At 48.2% G+C, this 24,922-nt stretch carries 16 protein-coding genes; 5 read left to right on the top strand and 11 right to left on the bottom strand.

What is annotated here, in order from left to right; translation table 11 throughout:
- Window positions 1-445: 445 nt before the first annotated feature.
- Window positions 446-2,158: a hypothetical protein gene (locus ACOMG9_RS08110; RefSeq protein ID WP_494530060.1), complete on the bottom strand. Its 1,713-nt coding sequence runs from the start codon at window positions 2,156-2,158 to the stop codon at window positions 446-448.
- Window positions 2,159-2,322: 164 nt separating this feature from the next.
- Window positions 2,323-2,568: a hypothetical protein gene (locus ACOMG9_RS08105; RefSeq protein WP_448216547.1), complete on the bottom strand. Its 246-nt coding sequence runs from the start codon at window positions 2,566-2,568 to the stop codon at window positions 2,323-2,325.
- A 374-nt stretch (window positions 2,569-2,942) separates the two neighbouring features.
- Between ACOMG9_RS08105 and ACOMG9_RS08100 the strand changes: the two genes are divergently transcribed.
- The gene (locus tag ACOMG9_RS08100; protein ID WP_448216546.1) at window positions 2,943-4,409 is read left to right on the top strand and encodes a hypothetical protein; all 1,467 of its coding nucleotides are present in this window, start codon (window positions 2,943-2,945) and stop codon (window positions 4,407-4,409) included.
- Between the two features lie 458 nt (window positions 4,410-4,867).
- Complete coding sequence (locus tag ACOMG9_RS08095; RefSeq protein ID WP_448216545.1) at window positions 4,868-5,455, top strand: flavin reductase family protein; 588 nt, start codon at window positions 4,868-4,870, stop codon at window positions 5,453-5,455.
- A gap of 120 nt (window positions 5,456-5,575) precedes the next feature.
- On the opposite strand, the gene ACOMG9_RS08090 is transcribed toward ACOMG9_RS08095, so the two are convergent.
- The 5 genes from ACOMG9_RS08090 to smc form a co-directional block, all read right to left on the bottom strand.
- On the bottom strand, window positions 5,576-6,160 hold the full coding sequence (locus ACOMG9_RS08090) for a transglycosylase SLT domain-containing protein (RefSeq protein WP_422137584.1): 585 nt from the start codon (window positions 6,158-6,160) through the stop codon (window positions 5,576-5,578).
- Window positions 6,161-6,163: 3 nt separating this feature from the next.
- Window positions 6,164-8,206, bottom strand: a complete 2,043-nt coding sequence (gene ligA, locus ACOMG9_RS08085; protein WP_448216544.1) for an NAD-dependent DNA ligase LigA — start codon at window positions 8,204-8,206, stop codon at window positions 6,164-6,166.
- A 195-nt stretch (window positions 8,207-8,401) separates the two neighbouring features.
- Complete coding sequence (gene zipA, locus ACOMG9_RS08080; protein ID WP_448216543.1) at window positions 8,402-9,484, bottom strand: cell division protein ZipA; 1,083 nt, start codon at window positions 9,482-9,484, stop codon at window positions 8,402-8,404.
- A 217-nt stretch (window positions 9,485-9,701) separates the two neighbouring features.
- Window positions 9,702-9,884, bottom strand: coding sequence for a hypothetical protein (locus ACOMG9_RS08075; protein ID WP_448216542.1), 183 nt, complete (start codon window positions 9,882-9,884; stop codon window positions 9,702-9,704).
- 92 nt (window positions 9,885-9,976) lie between these two features.
- Window positions 9,977-13,486 (bottom strand): chromosome segregation protein SMC, encoded by a 3,510-nt coding sequence (smc, locus tag ACOMG9_RS08070; RefSeq protein WP_448216541.1) that lies wholly within the window; start codon window positions 13,484-13,486, stop codon window positions 9,977-9,979.
- Window positions 13,487-13,746: 260 nt separating this feature from the next.
- On the opposite strand from smc, the gene ACOMG9_RS08065 reads away from it, so the two are divergent.
- On the top strand, window positions 13,747-14,730 hold the full coding sequence (locus ACOMG9_RS08065; protein ID WP_448216540.1) for a transposase: 984 nt from the start codon (window positions 13,747-13,749) through the stop codon (window positions 14,728-14,730).
- A 287-nt stretch (window positions 14,731-15,017) separates the two neighbouring features.
- Here ACOMG9_RS08065 and ACOMG9_RS08060 read toward each other — a convergent pair whose 3' ends face one another.
- The 4 genes from ACOMG9_RS08060 to ACOMG9_RS08045 all read right to left on the bottom strand — a co-directional run bounded on the left by ACOMG9_RS08060 (window position 15,018) and on the right by ACOMG9_RS08045 (window position 22,689).
- On the bottom strand, window positions 15,018-16,337 hold the full coding sequence (locus tag ACOMG9_RS08060) for a hypothetical protein (protein ID WP_494530059.1): 1,320 nt from the start codon (window positions 16,335-16,337) through the stop codon (window positions 15,018-15,020).
- A gap of 533 nt (window positions 16,338-16,870) precedes the next feature.
- On the bottom strand, window positions 16,871-18,463 hold the full coding sequence (locus tag ACOMG9_RS08055) for a hypothetical protein (RefSeq protein WP_494530058.1): 1,593 nt from the start codon (window positions 18,461-18,463) through the stop codon (window positions 16,871-16,873).
- Between the two features lie 320 nt (window positions 18,464-18,783).
- Window positions 18,784-20,973: an RING finger protein gene (locus tag ACOMG9_RS08050; RefSeq protein WP_494530057.1), complete on the bottom strand. Its 2,190-nt coding sequence runs from the start codon at window positions 20,971-20,973 to the stop codon at window positions 18,784-18,786.
- A gap of 378 nt (window positions 20,974-21,351) precedes the next feature.
- A complete protein-coding gene (locus tag ACOMG9_RS08045; RefSeq protein WP_494530056.1) occupies window positions 21,352-22,689 on the bottom strand; it encodes a hypothetical protein in 1,338 nt (445 codons plus the stop codon).
- Between the two features lie 566 nt (window positions 22,690-23,255).
- Between ACOMG9_RS08045 and ACOMG9_RS08040 the strand changes: the two genes are divergently transcribed.
- The gene (locus tag ACOMG9_RS08040) at window positions 23,256-24,239 is read left to right on the top strand and encodes a transposase (RefSeq protein WP_494530055.1); all 984 of its coding nucleotides are present in this window, start codon (window positions 23,256-23,258) and stop codon (window positions 24,237-24,239) included.
- A gap of 322 nt (window positions 24,240-24,561) precedes the next feature.
- Window positions 24,562-24,849: a hypothetical protein gene (locus ACOMG9_RS08035; RefSeq protein ID WP_448216534.1), complete on the top strand. Its 288-nt coding sequence runs from the start codon at window positions 24,562-24,564 to the stop codon at window positions 24,847-24,849.
- Window positions 24,850-24,922: the final 73 nt, after the last annotated feature.

The raw sequence follows: 24,922 nt of genomic DNA, 5'->3' as shown, positions 1-24,922 counted from the left end.
TTAAGACTGTCCTACTGCGGTTGCAATAAATTGGTCTAAAAATCTCTGTTTCTTGCAATCCTCGCTACGGACGCTCAAGTCCGACAGGCTGCTAGACCGGATATTTCACAAATAAAGGGTGACACTCCCCCCTTGTCGAGGGTGTCACAAAACTCTGATTCCCATGCTTTCGGACCTTGTGGGTCCCAGCTAGGGAACCCATACCTATCTCACGGTGTAGAGTCTGCTTTTCAGTGGAGGTATGCATTCCCACGCATAAGCCTCCATCAGCAGTCACCGGGTGCCCCTTGGATCTACAAACACGCAAGCGGAAGGCTCTGCACCTGCGCGGCCCGGCCTGCGCGGCCCGGCCTTCACACCTTATATCACCGCCCTAAAAGGGCGATGGTTTACGGCGATTTACGCTAATCCAGATTACTGACTTAAGGGGGCTTCTTGCAACAAACTATGGTTGCTTTTCTTCTGTCAATAGAGTGTGCACTGCACTCCTGCCTGTCAACCGACTGATGCATTTTGGCATCAACTGGATTACCGGCAGCCCCACCCCCAATGTAGCGGCTAACGCCTGACTGGTATGCCGTATCCAGTCTTGCCTGATCCGGTGTGAAAGATAGAACCAGCCCTGAGTAATGACCTGGTCCACAAAAACAGCAGCAACTCCTATGCCTGCTATTTGCCCCGGGGTTAATCCTGCTGCACTGGCATCATTCTTTTCCAGAGCTTCGGCACCAACAATAGCGAAGGGCACCCGGGTTATAGAAGTAGATGTTGGCATTGTGCAATTAGCTGCAACTTCAACACCTGCTTCAGACCATTCGCTCAATGAAGCAAACCTTGGTTGATAAGTCTTTTTCACTGCAGGATCACAGCCATAATCACTGTTGTAATCAGTTAATATCCAACCCCATGCCAGTTCTCTGTCTTTTAATCCAAAGGCTCCATGAATCACATTAATCTCAGTACAGATACTGTTCCAGATGTCACCCATATACAGATCGGGACGCGATGGATCAGCTAAGTTAATGGATAGATCATTGTCAAACTGATCAACGACTCTGTTACAGGAAGAATCGACAAAGCGCATAATGTTGTCTCTTGGCCATAAGTCAATAGAGAACAAATCACCACTGCCTGGTGCATTAGGGGAAATTGGATCTCCAGGGGGTACAAATATAACGGTTTTAGTGTTTTTCATGGTCAACCTCACTTGCCCTGTTTGTTGATAACAGGAAACACTTATTGCAGCGTGTAAACCATATTTTGTTTTTTTTAAGCCTTGCAGCAGATCAAATTCAGAGTCCATAAATCGATAGACGAAAGTCTCTTCTGTTCCTCTCCCGTCAGCAAAATTTGTACATCCCAGCTTTACTGGTTGGAGAGTCTTACGATAATCTGCCGGATCCAGTACCACCTTGATGTTGTCTGCAACAAAAATACCCGCACCTTTCAGTTCAAGAACGCCAAAAGGTTTATGACTCTCTTTACCGGTGGAATCTGAGGCAGCCGTCGCTGAAGAACCGCCGCTGTCCAGAGGATTTCTGGAATCAATTTCGATATTCGCCAGATAGTAGACAGCATCATTATTGGGTGCCGACATCACATAATGATTTTGTATGCCTCCCTCGATTACGAACTCTGGTCGAATATCTTTACTGTTCCCCACAAAAGCTGAGTTATCAGGCAACTGAAAACTCTTTACTCCTCTGATATCGTCGCCACTAACGGGCACAGTCAATGGCAATTCATAAACGGCGGGGTGTTCCTGTCCGGGTGATTGCGCATCAAAGATAAACAATGTTGGAATGCTGGTTTCAAAAACCTCTTTATCCAGCCTTGTTGTAGCCGATATTTTTTTTATATTGACCGTTTCGGGAATTGGAGAAGCACTAGGTGAAGCCGTTGAGTATGATGTTGTTGGAGATATCTGATCGTTTTTTTCCCTGATCAGAGCCTCAAAAGCCGACAAATGATAGTCACACACCTTCTTATCCACATCGCTGGCTAAATCAGAGCAACTTGAAACCTTCGTATCTGTGGGACTGCCTGTTGGCGCATCTGTGGAACTGCCTGCTGGCGCATCTGTGGCGTAGACATGACAGGGTAAGGCATAAATTATTGACAATAAAGTGATGACCAAACTGTATCTGGAAATATTCATAACTGTACTCTGTCTGATATTTTAAAGTCACAACAGATGAATCCTTACCACGATAATCCTATTTAATGTCTTCATAAATAAAGGCAATGTCTTCAACAGTAGGAAATGAGCCTCATGCTTTTGGAATGTTTATATCAGGAAGCCGGTAACACTGCTTTAAAAATTCATATTACCGACTTGCAAAGAGCTTTGTGCCAAACCACGATCGAGCTTAATGTGTCAACAGAGTATAGAATCTCTTTCCACTCAATCCACTGCCACATTTTGGGTAGCGACTGGACTGCTGACTGCCGGGTACCTGGCTTCTGACCTGAGGTTAATCCTGCTGTGCCAATATTATTCGTGGCTTTGGAAGTCGGCAAATCAGAATGACAGGCAACATCAAAGCCTGCCGAAGACCATGTACTCACTGAAGCAAATCCCGGTTGATAACGCTTAGCAAACACATTCGAACATTTGTGGGAAGCGGCTGGATCAACGTCTATCAAGCCCCATGCCTCATCTCTGCCTTTTAATCCAAATGCTCCCCGGAATGCCAAACGTGAACACCCTGCACAAGATGGTTGTTCAGGACGAACAAGATTAGGTTTTTGTGCTGTGGGTGGGGCTTAATATTTACCCTGAGATCTGTGATTAAAATCAGTGTGTAAACGTTGCCAATGGTGAAGGTTTTTTTATTAAAATCTGAAAAGTCTTTACAGCACTGAATGGAACAATTTTTTTGATGGATAAGTATAAATACAGAGTCTAGACTTCATGTCGATTGCTTCAAGGGGTCCTGAGCATGATCACGCTGAAACACTATTTATTAGCCCGATTAGTCGTCCCTTTACTCCTGTTGATGGCTTTGTTTGCAGAAGCCCGGACGACTCAATCTCCAAACGTCAACTCTTCTCCAGCCACAACCTCTTCTTCTACAGCACCCTATTCTCCTCTGCCGACAGTATTGTGTGACTCTCTTACGGGACTAACGACGGGGGTTATTCAGCGGCTGAACCAGTACAGCAAACTTTTTAGTGGACGACAGTGTATTGTTCTCACTGCTGATCCGACAGGGGAGACAGAGGATCTGAGTGAGACGATCAAACGGATTCCTGAAGACACTGTTATACTGCTCTCTTCCGAGACTCTGTCTACTGCGTCATCTACTTCTACATCCTCTCTCCCTCCGGTGGATAAAACCCAGGTTGAGTATCTTATTGATAAAGCAATAGTTTTGAAGAACGGTCAGAACATCATTGGTGCAGCAGACGATGGTTTTGAAATAGTTATCAGAGTTGATGCAGGTTTTAGAGATCTATCTATGGTCTTTATTGATGACATGCACGATTTCGATAAAACCAGAGACAGTCACATAAGGCATGTTACTTTCCAGCCCGTTGGACCTGATAACAATGTGGGGGCTTTTTCTATTATTTATGCTGGTTGTTATAACCGGAAACTGATTGTAGAAAATAACCTGTTCCATGTCTCTGTCAGACGGGCCGGACTTTACTTCTCTTGCGCAGGCCCCCTTGATGCATCGGTGAACCAGAGTTCGGGCCTGCGGTTTGCCGATAACACTATGATAGGCAAATCCATACTCTACGGTGGGAGGGATATTGTTCCCAAAGGGATAGATATTTATTATGCCGGTACGCAGCAGTTACAGAAGATCGCTGTTATTGGAAATAGATTCAAGGGCGAGATGGCACACGCGGGTGACTTTTACCTACCGGCAGGGAGCAGTATGGATATTTTCAGAAACATTGTTGATATCAACAACAATACGCTAGGCAAGAAACCTCTTCCAACAGGATTAGCTCGTTTTAGAGATGGTTTCCTTCTCAGAGGTAGTTATGATACTAAAGTCAACTTGCTACCTCCTCTTTTTAATCTGGCAGGCAATCGGATACGCTCAAAAAATACAGCTATAGGTATCGAAGGACACATTAAACTGGCACTGGCCTGTAACCATCTCAAGGCGGTCAATCCGTGGCGACAATATCCACCTTCATGGTGGTGGCGACCACAACAATACGGCTTGAAAGCCGTTGATCCACTACCATTGGCAGGAGAGTGTGAAGTCACTGAGGATTCAGCCGGTGCCATGGTAACGCCCACTTCAGCGAAAGTCTGCCAGGTTTTCAATACCTGGAGGTCTATCAATGGTTCCATGATCAATCCTTTGAGTGGACTGGACAGCCTTGATGGTCAGCTATTCAGTCTTGATGGTCAGTCATTTTTGATTTATGAGTCTGCCCCTCGGTGACTGTTGTTTCCTACAACACGAACTCTGAGGCCGACGAGGCCGGCACGGTGTCCACTTAAACACCTTCAACCATTTGCCCCTGGCAGACGGTCGTTAAACTTCTGGAAAACGGTATTCCGCTTTCCAAACTCACAGTAGGTCACGCCATGGAATACCTATACGAATGAGATAAAGCATACGATCAGGCTTGTTATTTATACGGGCTTGTTTGAGAATTGGCTGAAGCTTCAACCAGTGCTTGTCACGGAGCATGAGGCGGGGCATAAAAGATTCGTATCAGGGCTTGTGGGAACTGCAATGATACGGGTCTGTGAACCTTTCTCAAGCCTGCGAACAAAACCTCAAAAGCCCCTGGGCCACCAAAGCCCGAATTCGATTGAAAAGTATAAGAAACAGCTTGCAAAAACAGAGAGCTGATTTTTCCAGGGAAGCGTGTTATGCACCTTAACGTAGAAGAAATGTCTGATACACAAGCCTATCACTTATTGACCCAAACTGTGATTCCCCGGCCTGTGGCCTGGGTGCTCACTGCTAATGAAGAGGGCGATTTTAATCTGGCACCGTTTTCATTTTTTACCGCAATCAGCAGTAACCCACCGCTGATTATGTTTTCTGTCGGAAGTAAGCCCTCTGGCGAAATAAAAGACACACGTCGCAATATTTTGCGTAGCAGATCGTTTGTTGTTCATATTGCACCTTCCTCATTAGCAGAAGAAATGACTGAGACAGCTCGAACGCTGGACTATGGCCAATCTGAATTAGAGCGTATTCATCTGACAACCAACAATGATTGGCAACAATCACTGCCTCGCTTATCTGAATGTGATATCGCTTTGTACTGCCAACTCTATGAGTATCAGGAAATCGGCAAGAACAAACAGGGACTTGTATTCGGCGAAATCAAACAAGCGTATCTGTCGGATAAAGTCGCATCTAAAGGCGAACGGCTGGTCATTGATGCAACTCAGGTAGATCCCATTTCTCGACTGGGTGGTAATGATTACGCTGCGCTGGGTAAGATCATTACCATTCAGCGACCCGTTTAACTGGCGCTATTTTTCGGGATGAAAGTCATTCAGAGGCCTTTGATGATCTCTTGAAGAAAGCGAAAATGACGATAACGTCCCGAACTGCGATCAGTCGCTGAATCCTTGGAGGCTTCTTGCTCAAAGACGGCAACGTCGAAGCTGGGCACCGTAGTTTGAGGCTCGGCTGTGCACTTTTTTAGAGGTATTCAACAGCCAGGTTTTTTTCTTGTGACTACCCCGTTTGTAGCCGCCCCAACCCTCATGGTAATTCAGGTACAGCAGATCGGTATGCCACAGAGAGACACCATTGATAGTACGCGTTTTATGGGTATACCAGCCAATAAAATCAATGGCATCCTCAAAGTCATCCCGCGCCTTGAACCAGCCACCATTCTCTTTCAGATACATCTCCCAGGTGCCGTCCAGGGCCTGGGCATAGCCGTAGGCCGATGAACTTCTGGGCAGTGGTATGAACAGGAAACGGGGTCTGGGGGGCCTTACATCATGACGATAAGCGGACTCCTGATACATAATAGCCATCATGACCTGGATGGGAGTCCCCCATTTTTCATTGGCTTTTTTAGCATGGCGATACCAGCTACGCTTTTCTTTAAAAATACTACAGAGGTTATGAGGGTTGGCAGGTGGTGTTGTACTGGTGGCACAGCCGGTCAGAAAAAGAAATCCGGCTATGGTTACGATCAGTGCCAACCTTCGTTTCACTTATCAAACTCCCCATTCCTTCAGCAAATGAGCAAACTCATCTTCTGTGACGACACGAACGCCGAGATTTTGAGCTTTAGTCAGCTTGGATCCTGCCTTTTCTCCGGCCAGTAACGCCGTGGTTTTTGCTGAAACAGAGCCGGTGACTTTGGCTCCCAGCTTCTGTAATACAGCCTTGCCTTCATCACGGGTCATAGTGAGCAGGGTACCTGTCAGCACCCAAACCTCACCTGCCAGTGGTTGAACCACGTCGGCTTCCGGTTCGGCTTCTTCTTCCCAGTGCACCCCAACCTTCAGCAGTTCATCAATCACTTCAAGATTATGTTCCTGCTTAAAAAACTTTTCAATATGAGCGGCAACGACCGGGCCAACGTCATCCACTTCCTGTAACTGCTCAAGGGTCGCTGACCTGATCGCCTCAAGATCACGATAATGAGCCACCAGACTCCGGGCAGTCGCTTCACCTACCTCACGAATGCCGAGGCTGTAGATAAATCTGGCCAGTGTCGTTTTCTGACTAACCTTCAGAGCATTGATCAGGTTAGTGGCTGATTTCTTACCCATGCGCTCCAGGGATGCAACAGGCTCTACTTCGAGCTTGTGGAGATCAGCGACAGTATTCACAAGACCTTTGTCGACAAACTGCTCCACCAGCTTATCACCCAGGCCATCGATATCCATGGCTTTTCTGGAAGCAAAGTGCTTGATAGCTTCCTTACGCTGGGCGGAACAATAAAGACCGCCGGTGCATCGGGCTGCTGCTTCGTCTTCATCTCTTTCAACGTCTGAATGACAAACCGGGCAGTGTTCAGGCAACTCAATATCTCTGGCATCATCCGGTCTTCGGTCGGGAATGACCCGAACCACCTTCGGAATCACATCCCCGGCACGGTGAATCACAACGGTATCACCGATTTTCAGCCCCAGACGTGCTACCTCGGCCATATTATGAAGGGTTGCATTGCTGACGGTGACCCCACCCACAAACACCGGCTCGAGTCTGGCAACCGGGGTAATGGCACCGGTTCTTCCCACCTGGAACTCGACGTCTTTCAAAATGGTCATTTCTTCCTGGGCGGGAAACTTGCGAGCAATGGCCCAGCGGGGAGCACGGGCGACAAACCCCAGTTGTTCCTGCTGGGCCAGACTGTTGACCTTGTAAACGATACCATCAATTTCGTAGGGCAAGGCTTCGCGCTTGTCTTCTATTCTGGAGAAATATTCAGCGCAGGCAGCAGCCCCTTTCACTACGCGCAGTTCAGGGTTTACCCGCAGGCCCCAGGTTCTAAAACACTCAAGAATATCGGCATGTCTGTCTGGTAACTCACCCCCTTCAACAATGCCGGCACCATAACAATAAATCTCCAGGGGTCTTTTCGCCGTTATTTTTGAGTCAAGCTGCCTCAGACTGCCCGCTGCTGCATTACGTGGATTGACAAACACTTTTTCATCCCTGGCTTTAGCTCTCTGATTGAGTCTTTCAAAACCTTCCCTGGGCATAAAGATTTCACCACGGACTTCCAGACGATCAGGCCAACCATCGCCCAGCAACTTCAGAGGAATAGAAACGATGGTGCGCACATTCAGAGTGATATCTTCACCGGTCCTGCCATCCCCCCGGGTAGCACCTCGCACCAGTGAACCCCTCTCGTACAGAAGGCTGACCGCAATGCCGTCCAGCTTGGGTTCGCAGGCATATTCCACCACTGAACCAGTGCCCAGACGCTCCCGTACCCTGCGGTCAAAGTCATTGAGATCATCCTGGTTAAAAGCGTTATCCAGTGACAACATGGGCAGTTCATGACGAATCTGTCCAAACGCCGACAGAGGTGCGGCACCCACACGCTGGGTGGGTGATTCAGGTGTGACCAGCTCCGGAAAGTCCGCTTCGATGGACTTCAGCTGTTGCATCAGGCGATCATAACTGGCGTCGGCAATGACGGGATCGTCGATTACATAATAACGATAGTTATGATCATCAATCTGTTCTCGCAGCTTCTGAGCTTGTTGTTCGGCTTCCTTGAGAGAGAGCTTAGTCTGGGTCATGATTCTGTTACTTAAGCGGCCTGAAGTGATTGTAAACAGCCTTGAGCTATTAAACTGACAATTCCCGGGAGGTACGAAGCCGTCTCTGGTTTCCTCGCCGACGTCGAAGGAGCCTGATCGCGAGGAAACGAGATGTTGGAGTTTTGCGACCCTCAGTCCGGGAGAGGATTTGGATTGATGAAGGCTAGAAAGAAATCAGTCAACCATCTTCTGGGTTAACTGTTTTCTTTCGAAATCACGAATGCGTTGACGATAGTGCTCCAGCGTCTGTTGAGTCAGTACACTGAAGTGCTCGTCTTTTAGCTCTCCACCCAGATCCAGTGCTAACTGACGAACCGTTTCTTCCATCAGCATAAACGATTTGAGTGGCTCACGGGGCCCCGGCAATCCCATAAAGATACTGACTGCCGGTGTATCAGTCGATTCCAGTTTGCCGATGTCAAAAGTGCCCGGCTCTACCCCGTTTGCCATGCTGAACAGAATCTGCCCGGTTCCATCTTTGTTGGCATAACGATGAAAGATCGACATATCACCATAGCGCATGCCCGAAGCCAGCAGGCTTTGGAGCAACCTTGCTCCGTTAAACTTTTCGCCACCTTTAGCCAGCAGATTGATGACCAGAATTTCACTGGCAGCAGGACGATCCGCCAGTTTTTCCTGATTGACAGGACGGTGATTTTTTTCCGCTCTTGCAGGTTTGGTCGTTGTAACAGGTGGGACAGCCACCTGGGGTTCTTCAACAAACCCGGGCGTCAAAGTAACGCTTTCCTGCACAGGTGTGCGCTCTTCAACTCCGGGGGCTGGTTTTTCAATCTCTGGAGTGGGCTCTTCAACTCCAGCTCCGGGCCTGGCAGAAAGCACTTCCGAGACATCATCCACCTGGGTCAGGACGGGTAAGGGTTCCGACGCTTTCTGAACCTCTGACGCTTCGACAGGCTGCGCCTGCAACGATGTCACTGGCCTGGCAGGCGCTACTATTTCTGATTCAAGACTGGATATTTCCGGCTCGATTCGCTCCCTTACAGGCAAATGGGATGATTCTTCCGAACGTACCCAGCCCTTGACTGTTTCCAGCTTCTGGGGGCTTCCCTCAGACTTTCTGGCTCCACCATTGGGCAATTCACTACCAAATTCGTCTTCGTTACCTTTTACATCTTCAAGACCGAAAGACAGTTCTGACGCTCTTTTTCTAGCCAGACGCATACGGCGGTATCCATCAGCCAGAACGCCAATAATGACGACGATTCCGATTACTACCAACCAATCTCGTAAACTCATGTCCATGCCGCCTGCTTACCCAATGGATTGTTGCTGCCTGAAAATCAACAACCCGAAAACGCAAAAAAATCTGAAAATTGTAAATCAGTAAAATGTGCTACTATGTTACAGCAAAAAATCTTGTAATCAGACCGTTGTCTATGACTATTGTCCAAGACTGCTGCTGAAACACGTCCTTAATCATTACTTTCACATCGCTGTTCGGAAAGTGCCAGAATCAGGACAAACGAATCGCTCTGACCTGAAACCCTATTCTGGCGAGTATTTGTTGTCCCTTCAAGCGCAGACCACGGATATCATTAACAATCTTCTTCAGGCACCTGGCCAAATGGGCAGGCACCTGAATAGTGATAACTTTTTCCAGCCGCCAGTGCAACTCTGTAAACAGTTCACCATTCACAAGAGGGTTGCACAGCAACAAATTTCTGAATCTTAACAACGAATAACAAACCAATATATTAGAATACAGCCTGTAAAGACTGTTCCCGAGACTCAGAGTTCTGCCATGGCTGCGGCCTCTTCCACATCCACAGATACGGGCCTGGAGACACCGGGTTCCTGCATCGTTACACCCACGAGTTGATTCGCTGCCTGCATGGCGATCTTGTTGTGAGTGATATAGATGAACTGAACCTTGTCACTCATTTCCGAAACCATTTTGGCGTAACGGCCCACATTGGCATCATCCAATGGCGCATCCACCTCATCAAGCATACAGAAGGGTGAGGGGTTCAACTGGAAGATGGCAAAAACCAGGGCAATCGCCGTCAGCGCTTTTTCACCACCAGACAGCAAATGAATGGTACTGTTCTTCTTACCCGGTGGTTGCGCCATAATCGCCACCCCGGTATCCAGCAAATCTTCACCGGTCAACTGCAGATATGCCCGGCCACCGCCAAAGACTCTGGGGAACAGCTCCTGCAAGCCGGAATTGACCTTATCAAAGGTCACTTTAAAACGCTGGCGGGTCTCCCGGTCGATTTTGCGGATAGCATTTTCCAATGTTTCCAGTGCGGACTCCAGATCCTGGTTCTGTGCATCCAGATAGGTTTTGCGTTCCGACTGGGTTTCGTATTCTTCGATCGCTGCCAGGTTGATCGCTCCCAGCCTTTCAATCCGCGCCTGCAGTCTTTCCAGCTCCTGCTCCCAGGTTTTCTCGGTGGCTTCTTCCGGCATGTTGGCCAGAACGGTATCCAGATCAAACTGGTCTTCCCGCAATTGATCCGACAAGGTCGTACGCCGGACCTGCATGCCTTGCCAGTCCATTCTTAATTTCTCAAGTCTTGAACGGGCCGTCTGGGCTTTTTGCTCAGCTGACTGTCGGCTCCTTTCCATTTGTTGCAGTCGTTGTTCAACGTCTTCCAGTTCGCTGCGAGCCTTCTGCATGGCTTCCTCTTCTTCCAGCCTTCTGGCCAGAAGAATCTCCAGCTGTTCCTGCAACTCTCCTTCAGGAGAATGGGACTCCGACAGTGACGCCTGAAGCAACTCCCGGCGCTCCCGCAGCTTTGTGGATTGCTGGCTGAGTCGCTCGATAGCCGCCCGCAGGGATTCCGCCTGACTGTTGATGGTTTGCTGCCTCAAGGCCAGCTGATGCAGACGATCCTTATCCTGACGGGAAGTCTGCCGCAACTGTTCCAGCTTCTCCCGGCCCTTCTCTCTTTTTTCCAGCAAATCCTCTTTCAGACCACTGTCCATTTCCATTCGATCCAGAGCGTCCTGAAGTCGCAAACGAGACTCTCCGATACTTTCCTGTTCAGCCTGACTGAGCTCCTGACATTCAGCAATCTCGTGCTGAAGTCGGGTACGTCTTTCTGAAAACTGCTCGAGCCTGACTTTTCGGGCACCGAGATCCGCTCTGACCTCACCCTGGGTTCGGTTAAGCTCAGTGATCTGGTGTTGAGTCTGCTGTCGGCGGGTTTCCAGCTGCTCGGCCAGAGTTCTGGCATCAGCCAGACGTTCTTCTACCTGCAGGCTAAACGCTTCCAAAGATTCCATTCGGCTGCCAAGCTCTTCAAGCTCCTGCTGACGGGCCAGAACACCGGAGTGATTGTCTGTTTCACGACAAACTCTAAGCCAGTTTCTGGACAGCCAGATACCCTCTCTCGTGACGATGGATTCGTGAGCCTGCAGGGAAGCTCGAGCAGATAGAGCCGCTTCCAGTGAATCAGTGACATAAATGCCTGCCAATAACCCTTTGGCCTCACTGCCTGACTGTACTTTGCTGGCCAGGCTATCCAGTCCCCCTTTGCCACTCTCAGTGACCTGATGGGCAGAAGCATCCAGCAAAACCGCTGTGCCCTGTTCCAGAGAATTCAAAAACCCTGCAACAGGGTCCAGATCATCCACACAGAGTGCCTGCAGGCTTTCTCCAAGAACGGTTTCAACGGCCAGTTCCCAGCCTGACTCCACCTGCAGTTTTTCGGCCAGCCTGGGTGCCGATGCCAGTCCATGCTGCTGCAACCAGACCATGACCCCGGTGTCCTGCCCCATAGCCGCCTGCTGCAGAGCTTCCAGAGAAGCATGACGCCCTCTGATCATACTCAGCTCATTGCGATGGCTGTCACGATCTTCCTGTAACTGATCAAATTGAAGGCGGTTTTCCTCTATGTCTGAGGTAACCTCTTCCAGTTTCAGTTCGTGATTTTCGCGAGTCAGCTCCAACTCGGTCAGCTTTTCGGAGAGCAATTCCATCTCTTCAATGTCTTCACCACCGCCAAGACTGCTGCTCTCTTCACGCAGACGCTGTTCACGCTCCTGCAAACGCTCCAGTACGGTTTCAGCATGTTGAATCCTGGACTGTTCTACTTCAGCCGCCTTCTGAGGCTCATGGGAGCGTTGATTAAACTGATCCCATTCCTGTTGCACACGAAGCACTTCCGCTTCCACCTGGGCAAGAGAGTCACCAGACTGGTATTCCTGCTCCTGAAGCATCTCCAGCTCAGGCTCAATCTGCAATTTTTCTGCTTCCAGAATTTCCAGCTGAGACTGATCTTCAGCCATCTGTTCACGGGCTTCCTGCCAGCTTTGTTCAAGCTGTTGCAGGTCGTGGCTCAGTTCTTTGGCGCGCTCTTCTTTGTGGCGAAGCGTCTGCTCAATCCGGGTGATTTCATTGCCCGTGCCATAATACCTGGCCTGGGTTTCATGGAAATGATCACTCAGCTCCATTTGCTGGGCGCGGTCTTTTTCCATCCCGGTGTCGGAAGAGCGCTGTTCACTGACGGCAGCTTCCAGCTGGACTTCCAGCTCGGAAATCACATGTTCCTGATTCCTGACCTTTTCATCGATGCCTTGCCAGCGCAGGGCCTGAAGCTGGGCTTTTTTCAGTCGTTCATCGGCCTTGTATTCTTTGTACTTTTCTGCCGCTTCGGCCTGTCTCTGCAAATGCCCGAGACGACGCCCCAGCTCCTCACGCAGGTCAGTCAGTCTTTCAAGGTTTTCATTGGTTCGGCGAATGCGGTTTTCTGTCTCACGGCGGCGCTCCTTGTACTTGGAGATACCGGCAGCTTCCTCAATAAAGACTCTGAGCTCTTCCGGCTTGGACTCAATCAGCGTGGAAACGATACCCTGACTGATGATGGAGTAACTGCGCGGACCCAGGCCGGTTCCCAGAAAGATATCCATAACATCTTTCCGGCGACACTTGTTGCCATTGAGGAAGTAAAAGTTCTTGGCTTCCGAGGTGAGCATCCTGCGAACTGAAATCTCGCTGTAGGCAGCAAATTCGCCAGTGACCCGACCTTCGTTGTTATCAAAGATCAACTCTACCGTCGCCTTTGCTGAAGGCTTGCGACTATTGGAGCCCTTGAAGATAACGTCGGTCATGGATTCACCACGAAGGTGCTTGGCAGAAGATTCCCCCATAACCCAGCGCACGGCGTCAATAATATTGGACTTGCCGCAGCCGTTGGGACCAACGACACCGCACATATTGGAGGGAAAATGAACCGTTGTGGGATCCACGAAGGATTTGAAACCGGCCAGTTTGATCGATTTAAGACGCATCTTTTCCTTAGTTCGTAGCTATCAGGACCACAGCTGCCTGGTTATCAGTAGGTAACAATTCTCTACGAGTGTACACAGATTATGCCCATCAGGAAAAGTCGTTGTAACCGAAAGCTTTGATCATCAGCCTTCAGGCAAGTTCAGCAAGAAATAAAGAAAAAAAGACACCCATAGAAAAAAAGACACCCATAAATTTGCTTTACCATACACATAGTCTACTTTTCACCTACAACTGATCTTTTGCCCAGACAGGTGAGTTCATGGCCCAAGCTCGCAATACCCTGATTGATCCCAGCTCAACTCCTTACTACCACTGCATGGCAAGATGTGTTCGTCAGGCTTACCTCTGTGGAGAGAACCATCTGACTGGCAAGAATTACGAGCATCGCCGCCAATGGGTGGTGGATAAACTTCGGGAACTGGTTTCAGTCTTTGCTATCGAAGTCTGCGCTTACGCTGTCATGTCAAATCATTATCACGTGGTTTTGCACATCAATCAGTCATCTGCCAGAGGCTGGTCACGGAATGAAGTGCTTCATCGTTGGACGACCTTGTTTGCAGGTCCACTTCTTGTGCAAAGGCATTTGGCTACTGACAAACTGGGCAGCGCTGAGCTGACCCGTGTCGGTGAATATGTTGAAGAATACCGGCGTCGTTTAACGGATATCAGCTGGTTTATGCGCTGCCTGAATGAACATCTTGCTCGTGAGGCCAATAAAGAAGACCAGTGTAAAGGACGCTTCTGGGAAGGACGCTTTAAAAGCCAGGCATTGCTGGACGAAGCAGCGTTACTGACCTGCATGACCTACGTTGACTTGAATCCGATTCGGGCTGGAAAGCTAGAAACACCGGAAGAGTCAGAGTACACGTCGATTCAGGAACGGGTGGAGCAGGTTACACATTCTGAGACTAAAAATCAGCCGCTGACCCTGAAACCTTTTTGTTTGCAGGGTCAGAATACGGACGTTGCCCTTCCCTACCTTCTTCACGACTATCTGGAACTGGTTGACTGGAGTGGCCGCATTGTCAGGACAGATAAGAAAGGTTCCATCCCGTCGTGTACCCCTCCTATTCTTCAAAGGTTGGACATTGATCCGGATGAGTGGCTGAAAACCATGCAATGGAATAATCGTTTTTATCGGGCAGTTGGCCGTCTGGAGGCGATGAAGGCTTACGCACTTGAAGCCGGACAGAAGTGGCTTCAAGGCTTAAACGTCTGTAGCCGTTTGTACCTGACAGGTTAGCGTAGAAGTCAGTTAAGAAATTAAACACTTTCTCTTTATCCCTCCTCGACTTTAAGTTGGAATAAGTTTGTGTTGTCTGAATCATGGCCTGAGCAGCCTCTGTTCGTGGGATGCTTCTGTATGGCTCGCTGATAGACTATTCGAAGATAGGTTTTTAGATCCTTTTTTAGGAATACAGTTTTTAGATGTCTTAATTATTTAATGGGTGTCTTATTTTTTTTTTTTTTATTTATGGGTGTTTATGGGTGTCATGTACCTCTGACGAGGCTTTAATGGGTGTCTTTTTTTTATTTTTCATGTGCCTGTGTGCCTCGCTGGGCGTCGTCAGTCGGACTTGTCTCGGAACACTCAATAATGCCCAGAATACTTCTTAAACAAGATGTGCCATGACAATCACCATAATTCTGGCTCTTTATCAGCATGTTACTCATTTCCTGCCTGACGTAGTCCGTCACACTTGCCCTTGCATCCCGGATAATCCGTAGCAAACCATTCGCATCAGTCCAACGCCTGGTTTTCAGGCTCTCTAACAGCATGTTGCTCAGTACCTGCTGGTCGTCGTCCAGCAGACTTGTCTCAGTGTCCTGAATAATGCCCAGAAAACGACCTACACTATCCCAATCCCAACGCTTCCGGGCCTCTATCAGCATGTTACCCAATACCTGCTGGAGGCCGTTCGTGAGACTTACCCTGGCATCCCGAATAATGCGTACTAAACGATCTACTTCATCCCAATCCCTATTAATCAGGGCCTCTGTCAGCTCATAACTTAGTTCTTCGGGGGCTTCTTGCATCCCCCTTGCCCCAGTGCCCTGATCACTGAGTTGTTGTGTTCCCTGAGGCAGCAGGGTATCAACCGGCCTTTCCTGATTTGTTATTGTCTCTGCTCTTTGAGTAGTCGCGTCGGAGACACTGGCAGAAGCCATTTGTGAGGAATGAGTATCCGTCGGCTCGTTACAGGAATCGGGTAAGTCCACCTGTGCTTCTTCGAGTTCCCGCCGGGCGTCGTCAGTCGGACTTGTCTCGGAACACTCAATAATGCCCAGAATACTTTTTAAACGAGATGCTCCATGACAATCACCATAATTCTGGCTCTTTATAAGCATGTTACTCATTTCCTGCCTGACGTAGTCCGTCACACTTGCCCTGGCATCACGGATAATGCGTAGCAAACCATTCGCATCAGTCCAACGCCTGGTTTTCAGGCTCTCTAACAGCATGTTGCTCAGTACCTGCTGGTCGTCGTCCAGCAGACTTGTCTCAGTGTCCTGAATAATGCCCAGTAAACAACTTACACTACCCCAATCCCAACGTTTCCGGGCCCCTATCAGCATGTTACCCAGTACCTGCCGGGGTTCGTTCGTGAGACTTACCTTGGCATCCCGAATAATGCTTACTAAACGATCTACTTCATCCCAATCCCCATTAATCAGGGCCTCTGTCAGCTCATAACTCAGTTCTTCGGGGGCTTCTTGCATCCCCCTTGCCCCAGTGCCCTGATCACCGGGTTCAGGACCCAATATTTCTGTTAACTCAGGCAAGTTTTTTCTACATAGCGGGCAGGTTGACCTTGCCTCAAGTGGAGTATGTTGAAACAACTTCTGCATACAATCTCTGTGAATTTTATTGTTACAACATGGAATGAGTGTCACAGCTCTGCCAAACACGCGCTGACATATACAGCACCTGCCGTTCGCTTCAGCAGGCTGTCTGTTTTGAGAATGATTAACTGAGTTACCTGGCTTTAAGTTATCCATTATTAATACTTCCCTGCAAAATTGTTTAAACCTGGTATTTGACCACCAGTCTTCAGGAAAGTTCCATTTCGGTCTGCCCGTGGAAGAGCATCAAACTCCCTCTCATTTAAGATCTGGAGAACAACCACGATGAGGAAACTACCGCTCGTATCCACAACAATAATGCTTGCAGCCTGTTAGCAGGCTGTGTCACTGAGCGATGGTTCGGGACTGCATATCAACAATGACTGCTGGACCGCCAGATCTTGTTCTTCTTTACTATTTGCTCAGGCGCGTGAAAAGAGAATAAAACCTTTTTGATTTTCTGAGCGACACCTTTCAGTGATCCGCTTGCTGACCTTGGCTTCTCGCGGAATTGACCCCGAATATGCATGAGCGGTCCCTCACGATGCCTTGCGTCTTCGCACGGACATCCGGGATGCAAGGGCTGGCACCAAAGGCGGTGAAACAGGGTCCACACTGATGCCAAAGATTTTACTCATGACGTGATCACCCATCCCGTCGGTAGTGAGTATCTTAAGCAAAGGGCTCAGTATTGTGGGGGTAATAGCCTGGGCAAACCCTGTTTTAAGCTCCTGCCACTGCTGCTGCATTGGTGATATTTCGCTTTGCCCTGACAGTGCTGAAAATTCCCTGCAGGCAGCTTTTTCAGCATCGTTTTCATCGGCGTATATACCGAGACACTTAAAGCCTTTATCGCCAACATCACCACCTTGATGTTCGATAAATGTCAGCAATTGATCAAGCAAATGGCGCAAGCCCTGTTTATCATGACACGACAGGTTTTTGGCCGATTTCTCGCCGATTTTGAAGATGATTCTGGAAAAAAGCATGCCAATTTTAGGGGATAAAAGGCTTTGTATCGCAGGCAAATTTAATGCTTTGGCTAACCCTGGATTATGATCCGATAACTGATCCACCAAGCGCTGAAAATCATTATACTTCTGTCGCAACCCATCAAGATCGGTTTTAATCTGCGAAGCCTCATAAATTAAATCATCCTGAGACAGCATTGCCGATTTTGGAACCGTTGTTGTAAACAGAAAAGATTGACTATCGTGATTGAGGAAACGATCACGGTACTTCTTTTGCGGATGCTCTGCATAAATTTCTTTCAGTTTCTTGTATGGCCACCGTTCGGTATAGCTTGGGCACTCGATGTAATTTTTGCGACCAGCCTGGCAGACAAGGTAGTGCCCCTGTTCACTGTACCCACCATCGACTTTGGGATCTAGCGGGTAACTGACACGGAGAAATGTTTTCTTATCCGTTTTGGCCAGATAACAATTGTCATCATCGTGTTCACCATCGCTTTTGCCCAATAGGGTCTGAAGAACAGCCAGCATTGATTTCATTGATGCCAGATAACTCCCTGAGGAGTCCATATAATCGGTAAACTCCTTCAAGGTTTTACGGTATTCACAGCCATTACAGCGGACAAAACCATCTTTAAGATAAAACCCCTTTAGTGCCAGACGGCTTATTAATTCCTTTACGTCAGCGCCTTGGATGTAAGGTAACAAGGGGTGAAAACTTCGTAATCTTTCAGCGTAATCTGGCACCTCATCAGCCAGAACAAATATTTTATCTTGCCCATGTTCGCCAACTATCCTGGAAGCCTTTATCACTCGCTTATCGGTGTAGTCGTTGACCAGAAATATTTTCACATCCCGGTGCCTGATGGCAGTCATACGAAACTTGCAATCATACCCTGACTCTGGCTGAAACTTCAGAAAAACTGACTCACCCCTGGCCACCGTTATTTCAAAATGATTTATTTGATCAGCTTTATCGCTGACAATTCCTGCCCAAACCAGATAACTCTCTTGGCTGGCCCGAGCATGCATTTCATCCAGATCAATACTGAACTCAGTGTCACCCTTATCATTCTTGACATCCAATTTTTTGATAGAATTTTGGGATACTGATGGTAAAGGTCGAACCGGAATAAAGATCCTTGACTGTGCAGGAAACATAATTAAAACTCCTTTAAAAAATACTCACTCCTTATTAGGGCTTAAGCACCAAATAAGTACTATGAAACTTAATAATCCCTCAAGCTTTTCGTTGTCCCGACCAGCAGCTAACCGTTTAAGTTTTATACCGTCAACAGCGAATGACAGTCACATTTCTGCCAAACTTTTCTCTTAACTGAATAATCGTTAAGCTTCGTAACACCTTAAATTCCAGTAGATCACGAACTTTGTACGCCGTCCTTGCTCCGCTGCTCTTGATAATCTTCTGGAAAATATCTGCTTTATCCCAAGACTCATTATCCAAGGCCTCTATCAGCTTGTCACTCAGTGCCTGCTGAGCTCCGAGCATCAGCCTTGCCATCGTCCATCGGCCCTGCTCCGATGCTCTCCAGAATGCATCGAATTCTATCTGCGTTATCCCAGGAATCGTTATACATAGCCTGTACCCGCATGTCACTCAGTGCCCGCTGGTCGTCGTCTGTCAGCCTTGCCCCGGTGATCTGGATAATGCCTTGAAAACTGTCTGCCTTATCCCACAACCTCTTTAGCACAGCCCCAACCAGCTTGTCACTGAGTACCCGCTGGTCGTCGTCCGTCAGCCTTGCCACGGTGTCATCGTCCATCAACCTTGCCCCGGTGCTCTGCATAATGCCTTGAAAACTATTTGCGTCATCCCACGACCCATTTTGCACAGCCTCTATCAGCTTGTTACTCAGTGCCCGCTGGGCGTCGTCCGCCAGCCTTGCCATGGTGCCATCGTCCATCAACCTTGCCCCGGCGCCCTGGATAATGCGTTGCAAACTAAATGCTCTCTCCCATAACCCATTGTTCACAGCCTCTATCAACATGTTAATCAGTACCCGCTGGTCGTCGTCCGTCAGCCTTGTCATGGTGCCCTGTATAATGCTTTGCAAATTATATGCGTTTTCCCACGATCCATTATTCACAGCCTCTATCAGCTTGTGACTCAGTGCCTTCATGTCGTCGTTCGGCAGTATTGTCCAGGTGCCTTTAAAAATCTGCTGTAAACGATCTGCGATATCCCAAGACTCATTATTCAACGCCTCCATCAGTTTGTTAGCCAGTGCCTGCTGGTCGTCATCCGACAGCCTCGCCCCGGTGCCCTGGAAAATGCGTTGAATTCTATCTGTGTTATCCCACAACCCTTTATTCACAGCCTCTATCAGCTTGTGACTCAGTATCCGTTCATCGGCGTCCGTCAGACTTGCCCCGATGCTTTTAATAACCTGCTGTAAAAGATCTGCGTTATCCCACGACCCATTATTCAAAGCCTCTATCAGCATGTTACTCAGTGCCCGCTCGGCTTCGTGCGTCGGCCTTACCCAGAGAATTTTGCCCGTCGGCCGTGCCCCGGTGTCCTGGATAATGCGTTGCAAGCTATATACTTCATCCCACAACCCATTATTCACAGCCTCCATCAGCTTATTACCCAGAGCCCGCTCGTGTTCGAACTGCGGTATGGCCCTGGTGCCCTTAATAATCTGCCGTAAAATATCCGCTTTATCCCAGGACTTATCATCCACGGCCTCAATGAGCTTGTTACACAGTGCATCCCTAAAATTGTTCGGCATCCTTACCATGGTGTCCTGGATAATGCATTGCAAACTGTATGCTTTATCCCACAACCCATTATTCACAGCCTCTATCAGCCTGTTACATAGTGCCTTCTGGACATCGATGCTCAGCTTTGCACCGGAGCCCTGGATAATGCACCGCAAACTATCTGCTTCATCCCACAACTCATTATTCACAGCCTCTATCAGCCTGTTACCCAGTGCCTTCTGGACGTCGTACCTCGGCGTTGCCCCGGTGCTCTTAAAAATCTGCTGTAAAAGATCTGCCTTCTCCCAAAACCCAGTATCCACGGCCTCTATGAGCATGTTACCCAGTGCCAGTTTAGCGTCATGCTCCACCCAGATGTAATTGGGCTTCAGCTTTATTCCAGTGTCCTGAATAGCGCGTTGAATGTTATATGCCTTATCCCATAACCCATTATTCAGAGCCTCTGTCAGATTGCTAATCAGTGCCCAATAATCGTCTTCCGTCAGGCTTGCACTGGTGCCCTGAACACTGTCTTGTTGAAGTTCCGTAGGAGGCAGGGTATCCATCTGTCTTTCATGACTTGTTGTTGTCTCTGCTTTTTGGGTAGCGGAAAAATTACCAGAGGCCGATTGTGAGGAACAGGCAATCAGAGGCTCGTTAAGCGAACCTGGTATGTTCCGTTGCGCCCCGACGCTAACTGAGAAAGGTTCTGATTGCGCTGAATCAAGCTGCCCGGCGTTGCACAATGGGCATCTTAGCCTTACCTCCAGTGGAGTAGCTTGAAGCGCCTGTAGCAAATAGGCTGTATCAATTTTTTTCGAACAACAAGCGGTGACGGTCACATCTCTGCCAAACACTATTTTGCATATAGGGCAGCTATTACCTGCTTCAGCAGGTTGGCTATTTTGAGAATGATCAAATGGGTTAGTGGAGTTTGGATTTATCATGATTAATTCCTACATGAAAGTTTTTTCAGTTAAAGTGCGAAGAAGTCATCTGCGGGATCTGCAAACTATTAAATACCAGCTTGATAGTGAATTCTCCTGGCAGACCTTAGCGCCACTTAATTTGATCCTATGTTTTTGACAGCAGTTAATTAATTTAGTTCCGTAACCAAGGTATTAAAGCTAATACGGGATTGATGCCAGCCGCCCTAACGAGACTGTCGCAAAAATAGCAAGCAAAGCGGATACTGCTTTAAAAAGTGGCTCATATGCTCAGTCAATCCCTGTAAACTGCATTTTCTCGACACTTTTTGCCTTTTATCAGCTTTGCTTACTACTTATGCAACCCCCTCGATTTGGCGAAAGCTTACGGCAATTTTGCTAATAGTCGAACATTGCTCTACGAGTCCCATAAAACATGATACGTATAGCCCGCTCGACTGATGGAGGGATATTCATCCCGATGCCGCGCATAATGCCTTCCATTCGCGATGTGTTTCCTCTCAAATGACTATTTGTTATGGTTTGAACCAGCTTAAGTTCCACTAGATCACGAACTTTGTACGTCGTCCTTGCTCCGCTGCTCTTAATAATCTTCTGGAAACTATCTGCTTTATCCAAAGACTCATTTTCCAGGGCCTCAATCAACTTGTCACTCAGTGCCTGCTGAGCTTCGTACGTCAGCCTTGTCACCTTGCCATCGTCCATCAGCCTTGCTCCGATGCCCTCGAAAATGCATTGAATTTTATGAGCCTTATCCCAGGACTCATTATTCACAGCCTCTATCAGCATGTTACTCAGTGTCCGCTGGTCGTCGTCTGTCGGCCTTGCCCCGGTGCTCTGGATAATGCCTTGAAAACTATTTGCGTCATCCCACAACCCATTTTGCACAGCCTCTATCAGCATATTACTCAGTGCCCGCTGGTCGTCGTCCGTCAGCCTTGCCATGGTGCCATTGTCCATCAACCTTGCCCCGGTGCCCTGAATAATGCGTTGAAGACTAAATGCTCTTTCCCATAAGCCATTATTCACAGCCTCTATCAACATGTTAATCAGTGCACGCTGGTCGTCGTCTGTCAGCCTTGTCATGGTGCCCTGGATAATGCCTAGCAAATTATATGCGTTTTCCCACGATCCATTATTCACAGCCTCTATCAGCTTGTGGCTCAGTGCCTTCATGTCGTCGTTCGGCAGTATTGCCCAGGTGCCTTTAAAAATCTGCTGTAAACGATCTGCGATATCCCAAGACTCATTATTCACAGCCTCCATCAGCTTGTTAGCCAGTGCCTGCTGGTCGTCGTACGTCAGCCATGCCCCGGTGCTCTTGATAACCTGCTGTAAAAGATCTGCGTTATCCCACAAGCCATTATGCACAGCCTCTATCAGCTTGTGACTCAGTGCCAGCTTGGCGTCTTGCGTCAGCCTTACCGAGGGCATTCTGTCCGTCTGCCTTGCCCCGGTCTCCCGGATAATGCGTTGCAAACGATATACTTCATCCCACAACCCATTATTCAAAGCCTTTACCAGATCGTTTCTCAGTGCCCAGGTTTCGTCCGTCTGCCTTCGACTGTTGCCCTGAATACACTTTTGTCTCATCCCCTGAGTAGGCAGAGCATAAATCTGTCCTCCGTTAGGCAGAGTATAAATCTGTCCTCCGTGAAGTGTCGGCATCTCTGCTATTTGAGCAGCGGAAAAACCTCCTGAGGCCGATTGTGACAAACAGGCACCCTGAGGCTCGTTAAGGGAACCTAGTATGTTTCGCTGCGCCCCTGCGCTGACTAATGAAGGTTCTGATTGCGCTGAATCAGGCTGCCTGGCTTTGCATAATGGGCATTTAAGCCTTGCCTCCAGTGGAGTAGCTTGAAACGCCTGTCGCAAACAGCCAGTGTCAATTTTTTTTGAACAACAAGCAGTGACAGTCACATTTCTGCCAAACACTTTTTTGCATATAGGGCAATTATTACCTGCTTCAGCAGGTTGGCTATTTTGATAACGATCAACTGGATGAGTTGAGTTTGGATTTATCATGATTAATTCCTCCATGAAAGTTTTTTCAGTTAAAGTGCGGACAAGTCATCTGCGGGATCTGCAAACCATTAAATGCCAGCTTGATAGTGAATTCTCTGGACAGACCTTGGCGCCACAGAATTTGATCGTATGTTTTGACAGAAGTTAATTAATTTGGTTCCGAGAAAAAAAAAAAAAAGACACCCATAAATTTGCTTTACCATCCACCTGGTCTACTTTTCACCTACGATTGATTTTTTTCCCAAACAGGTGAGTTCATGGCCCAAGCTCGCAATACTCTGATTGACCCCGGCTCAACGCCTTATTACCACTGTATGGCAAGATGTGTTCGTCAGGCTTACCTCTGCGGAGAGAACCACCTGACTAGCAAGAACTACGAGCATCGCCGCCAGTGGGTGGTGGATAAACTCCGGGAACTGGTTTCAGTCTTTGCTATCGAAGTCTGCGCTTACGCTGTCATGTCGAATCATTATCATGTGGTTTTGCACATCAATCAGTCATCTGCCAGAGGCTGGTCACGGAATGAAGTGCTTCATCGTTGGACGACCTTGTTCGCAGGCCCGCTTCTGGTGCAAAGGCATCTGGCCGCTGACAAACTGGGCAGTGCTGAGTTGGCCCGTATCGATGAATATGCTGAGGAATACCGACGTCGTTTAATGGATATCAGCTGGTTTATGCGCTGCCTGAATGAACATCTTGCTCGTGAGGCTAATAAAGAAGACCAGTGTAAAGGACGCTTCTGGGAAGGACGCTTTAAAAGCCAGGCATTGCTGGACGAAGCAGCGTTACTGACCTGCATGACCTACGTTGACTTGAATCCGATTCGGGCTGGAAAGGTAGAAACACCGGAAGAATCAGACTACACGTCGATTCAGGAACGAGTGGAGCAGATTGAACATTCTGAAACCAAAAGGCAGCCGCTGACCCTGAAACCTTTCTGTTTACAAGGACAGGATACGGACGTTGCCCTTCCCTACCTTCTTCACGACTATCTGGAACTGGTTGACTGGAGTGGCCGCGTTGTCAGGACAGATAAGAAAGGTTCCATCCCGTCGTGTACCCCTCCTATTCTTGAAAGATTGGACATTGATCCGGATGAGTGGCTGAAAACCATGCAATGGAATAATCGTTTTTATCGGGCAGTTGGCCGTCTGGAAGCGATGAAGGCCTTTGCACTTGAAGTTGGACAGAAGTGGCTTCGAGGGTTAAACGCCTGCAGTCGTTTGTACCTGACAGGTTAGCGTAGAAGTCAGTTAAGGAATTAAACACTTTCTCTTTATCCTTCCTCGACTTTAAGTCGGAATAGGTTTGTACTGTCTGAATCATGGCTTGAGCAGCCTCTGTTCGTCGAATCCTGTTGTGTGGCTCGGTGATAAGCTATTCGAAGATAGGTTTTCAGATCCTTTTTTGGGGATACAGTTTTTAAATGTTTTATTCAATGGGTGTTTTATTTTTTATGGTTTTTTTTGGGTGTCTTATTTTTTTTTTGAACGTGCCCCTTTGATAACAACGTCTATAATTGCCTATCACTCTTAATAAATACAAGACAGGAAAACACTCACTATGACAAAACTACTGCTCTTACCGACAACAACAATCATACTGTGCAGCCTTTTAGCAGGCTGTGTCACCGAACCAATGGTTCAGGATGACAGCTTCTATAACGACCAGCGCCCCGCTCCGGTATTGACTGAGGAAGAATCTGGCATCAGCCGCCAGAACCGCATCAATCACAACCAATACAGGATGAAACATGACCGACGGATGGACTATCAGTCCTCTCCCGGACCACAGACCATGCCCTCCTGGAAAATGACCTTTCCTAACATTGAGCCGGTCATCAGAGACTGAATCACATTGAACAGGCACGAAGAGGTAGAAATGGAACGAGGTGAACAGAAAGAAAAATAACGCTGCCCGGTCA

The sequence above is a fragment of the Endozoicomonas sp. PH6C genome, from assembly GCF_059322965.1.
Note: the sequence above shows the minus strand (reverse complement) of the source record. Positions and strands in the feature narration are given on the sequence as shown.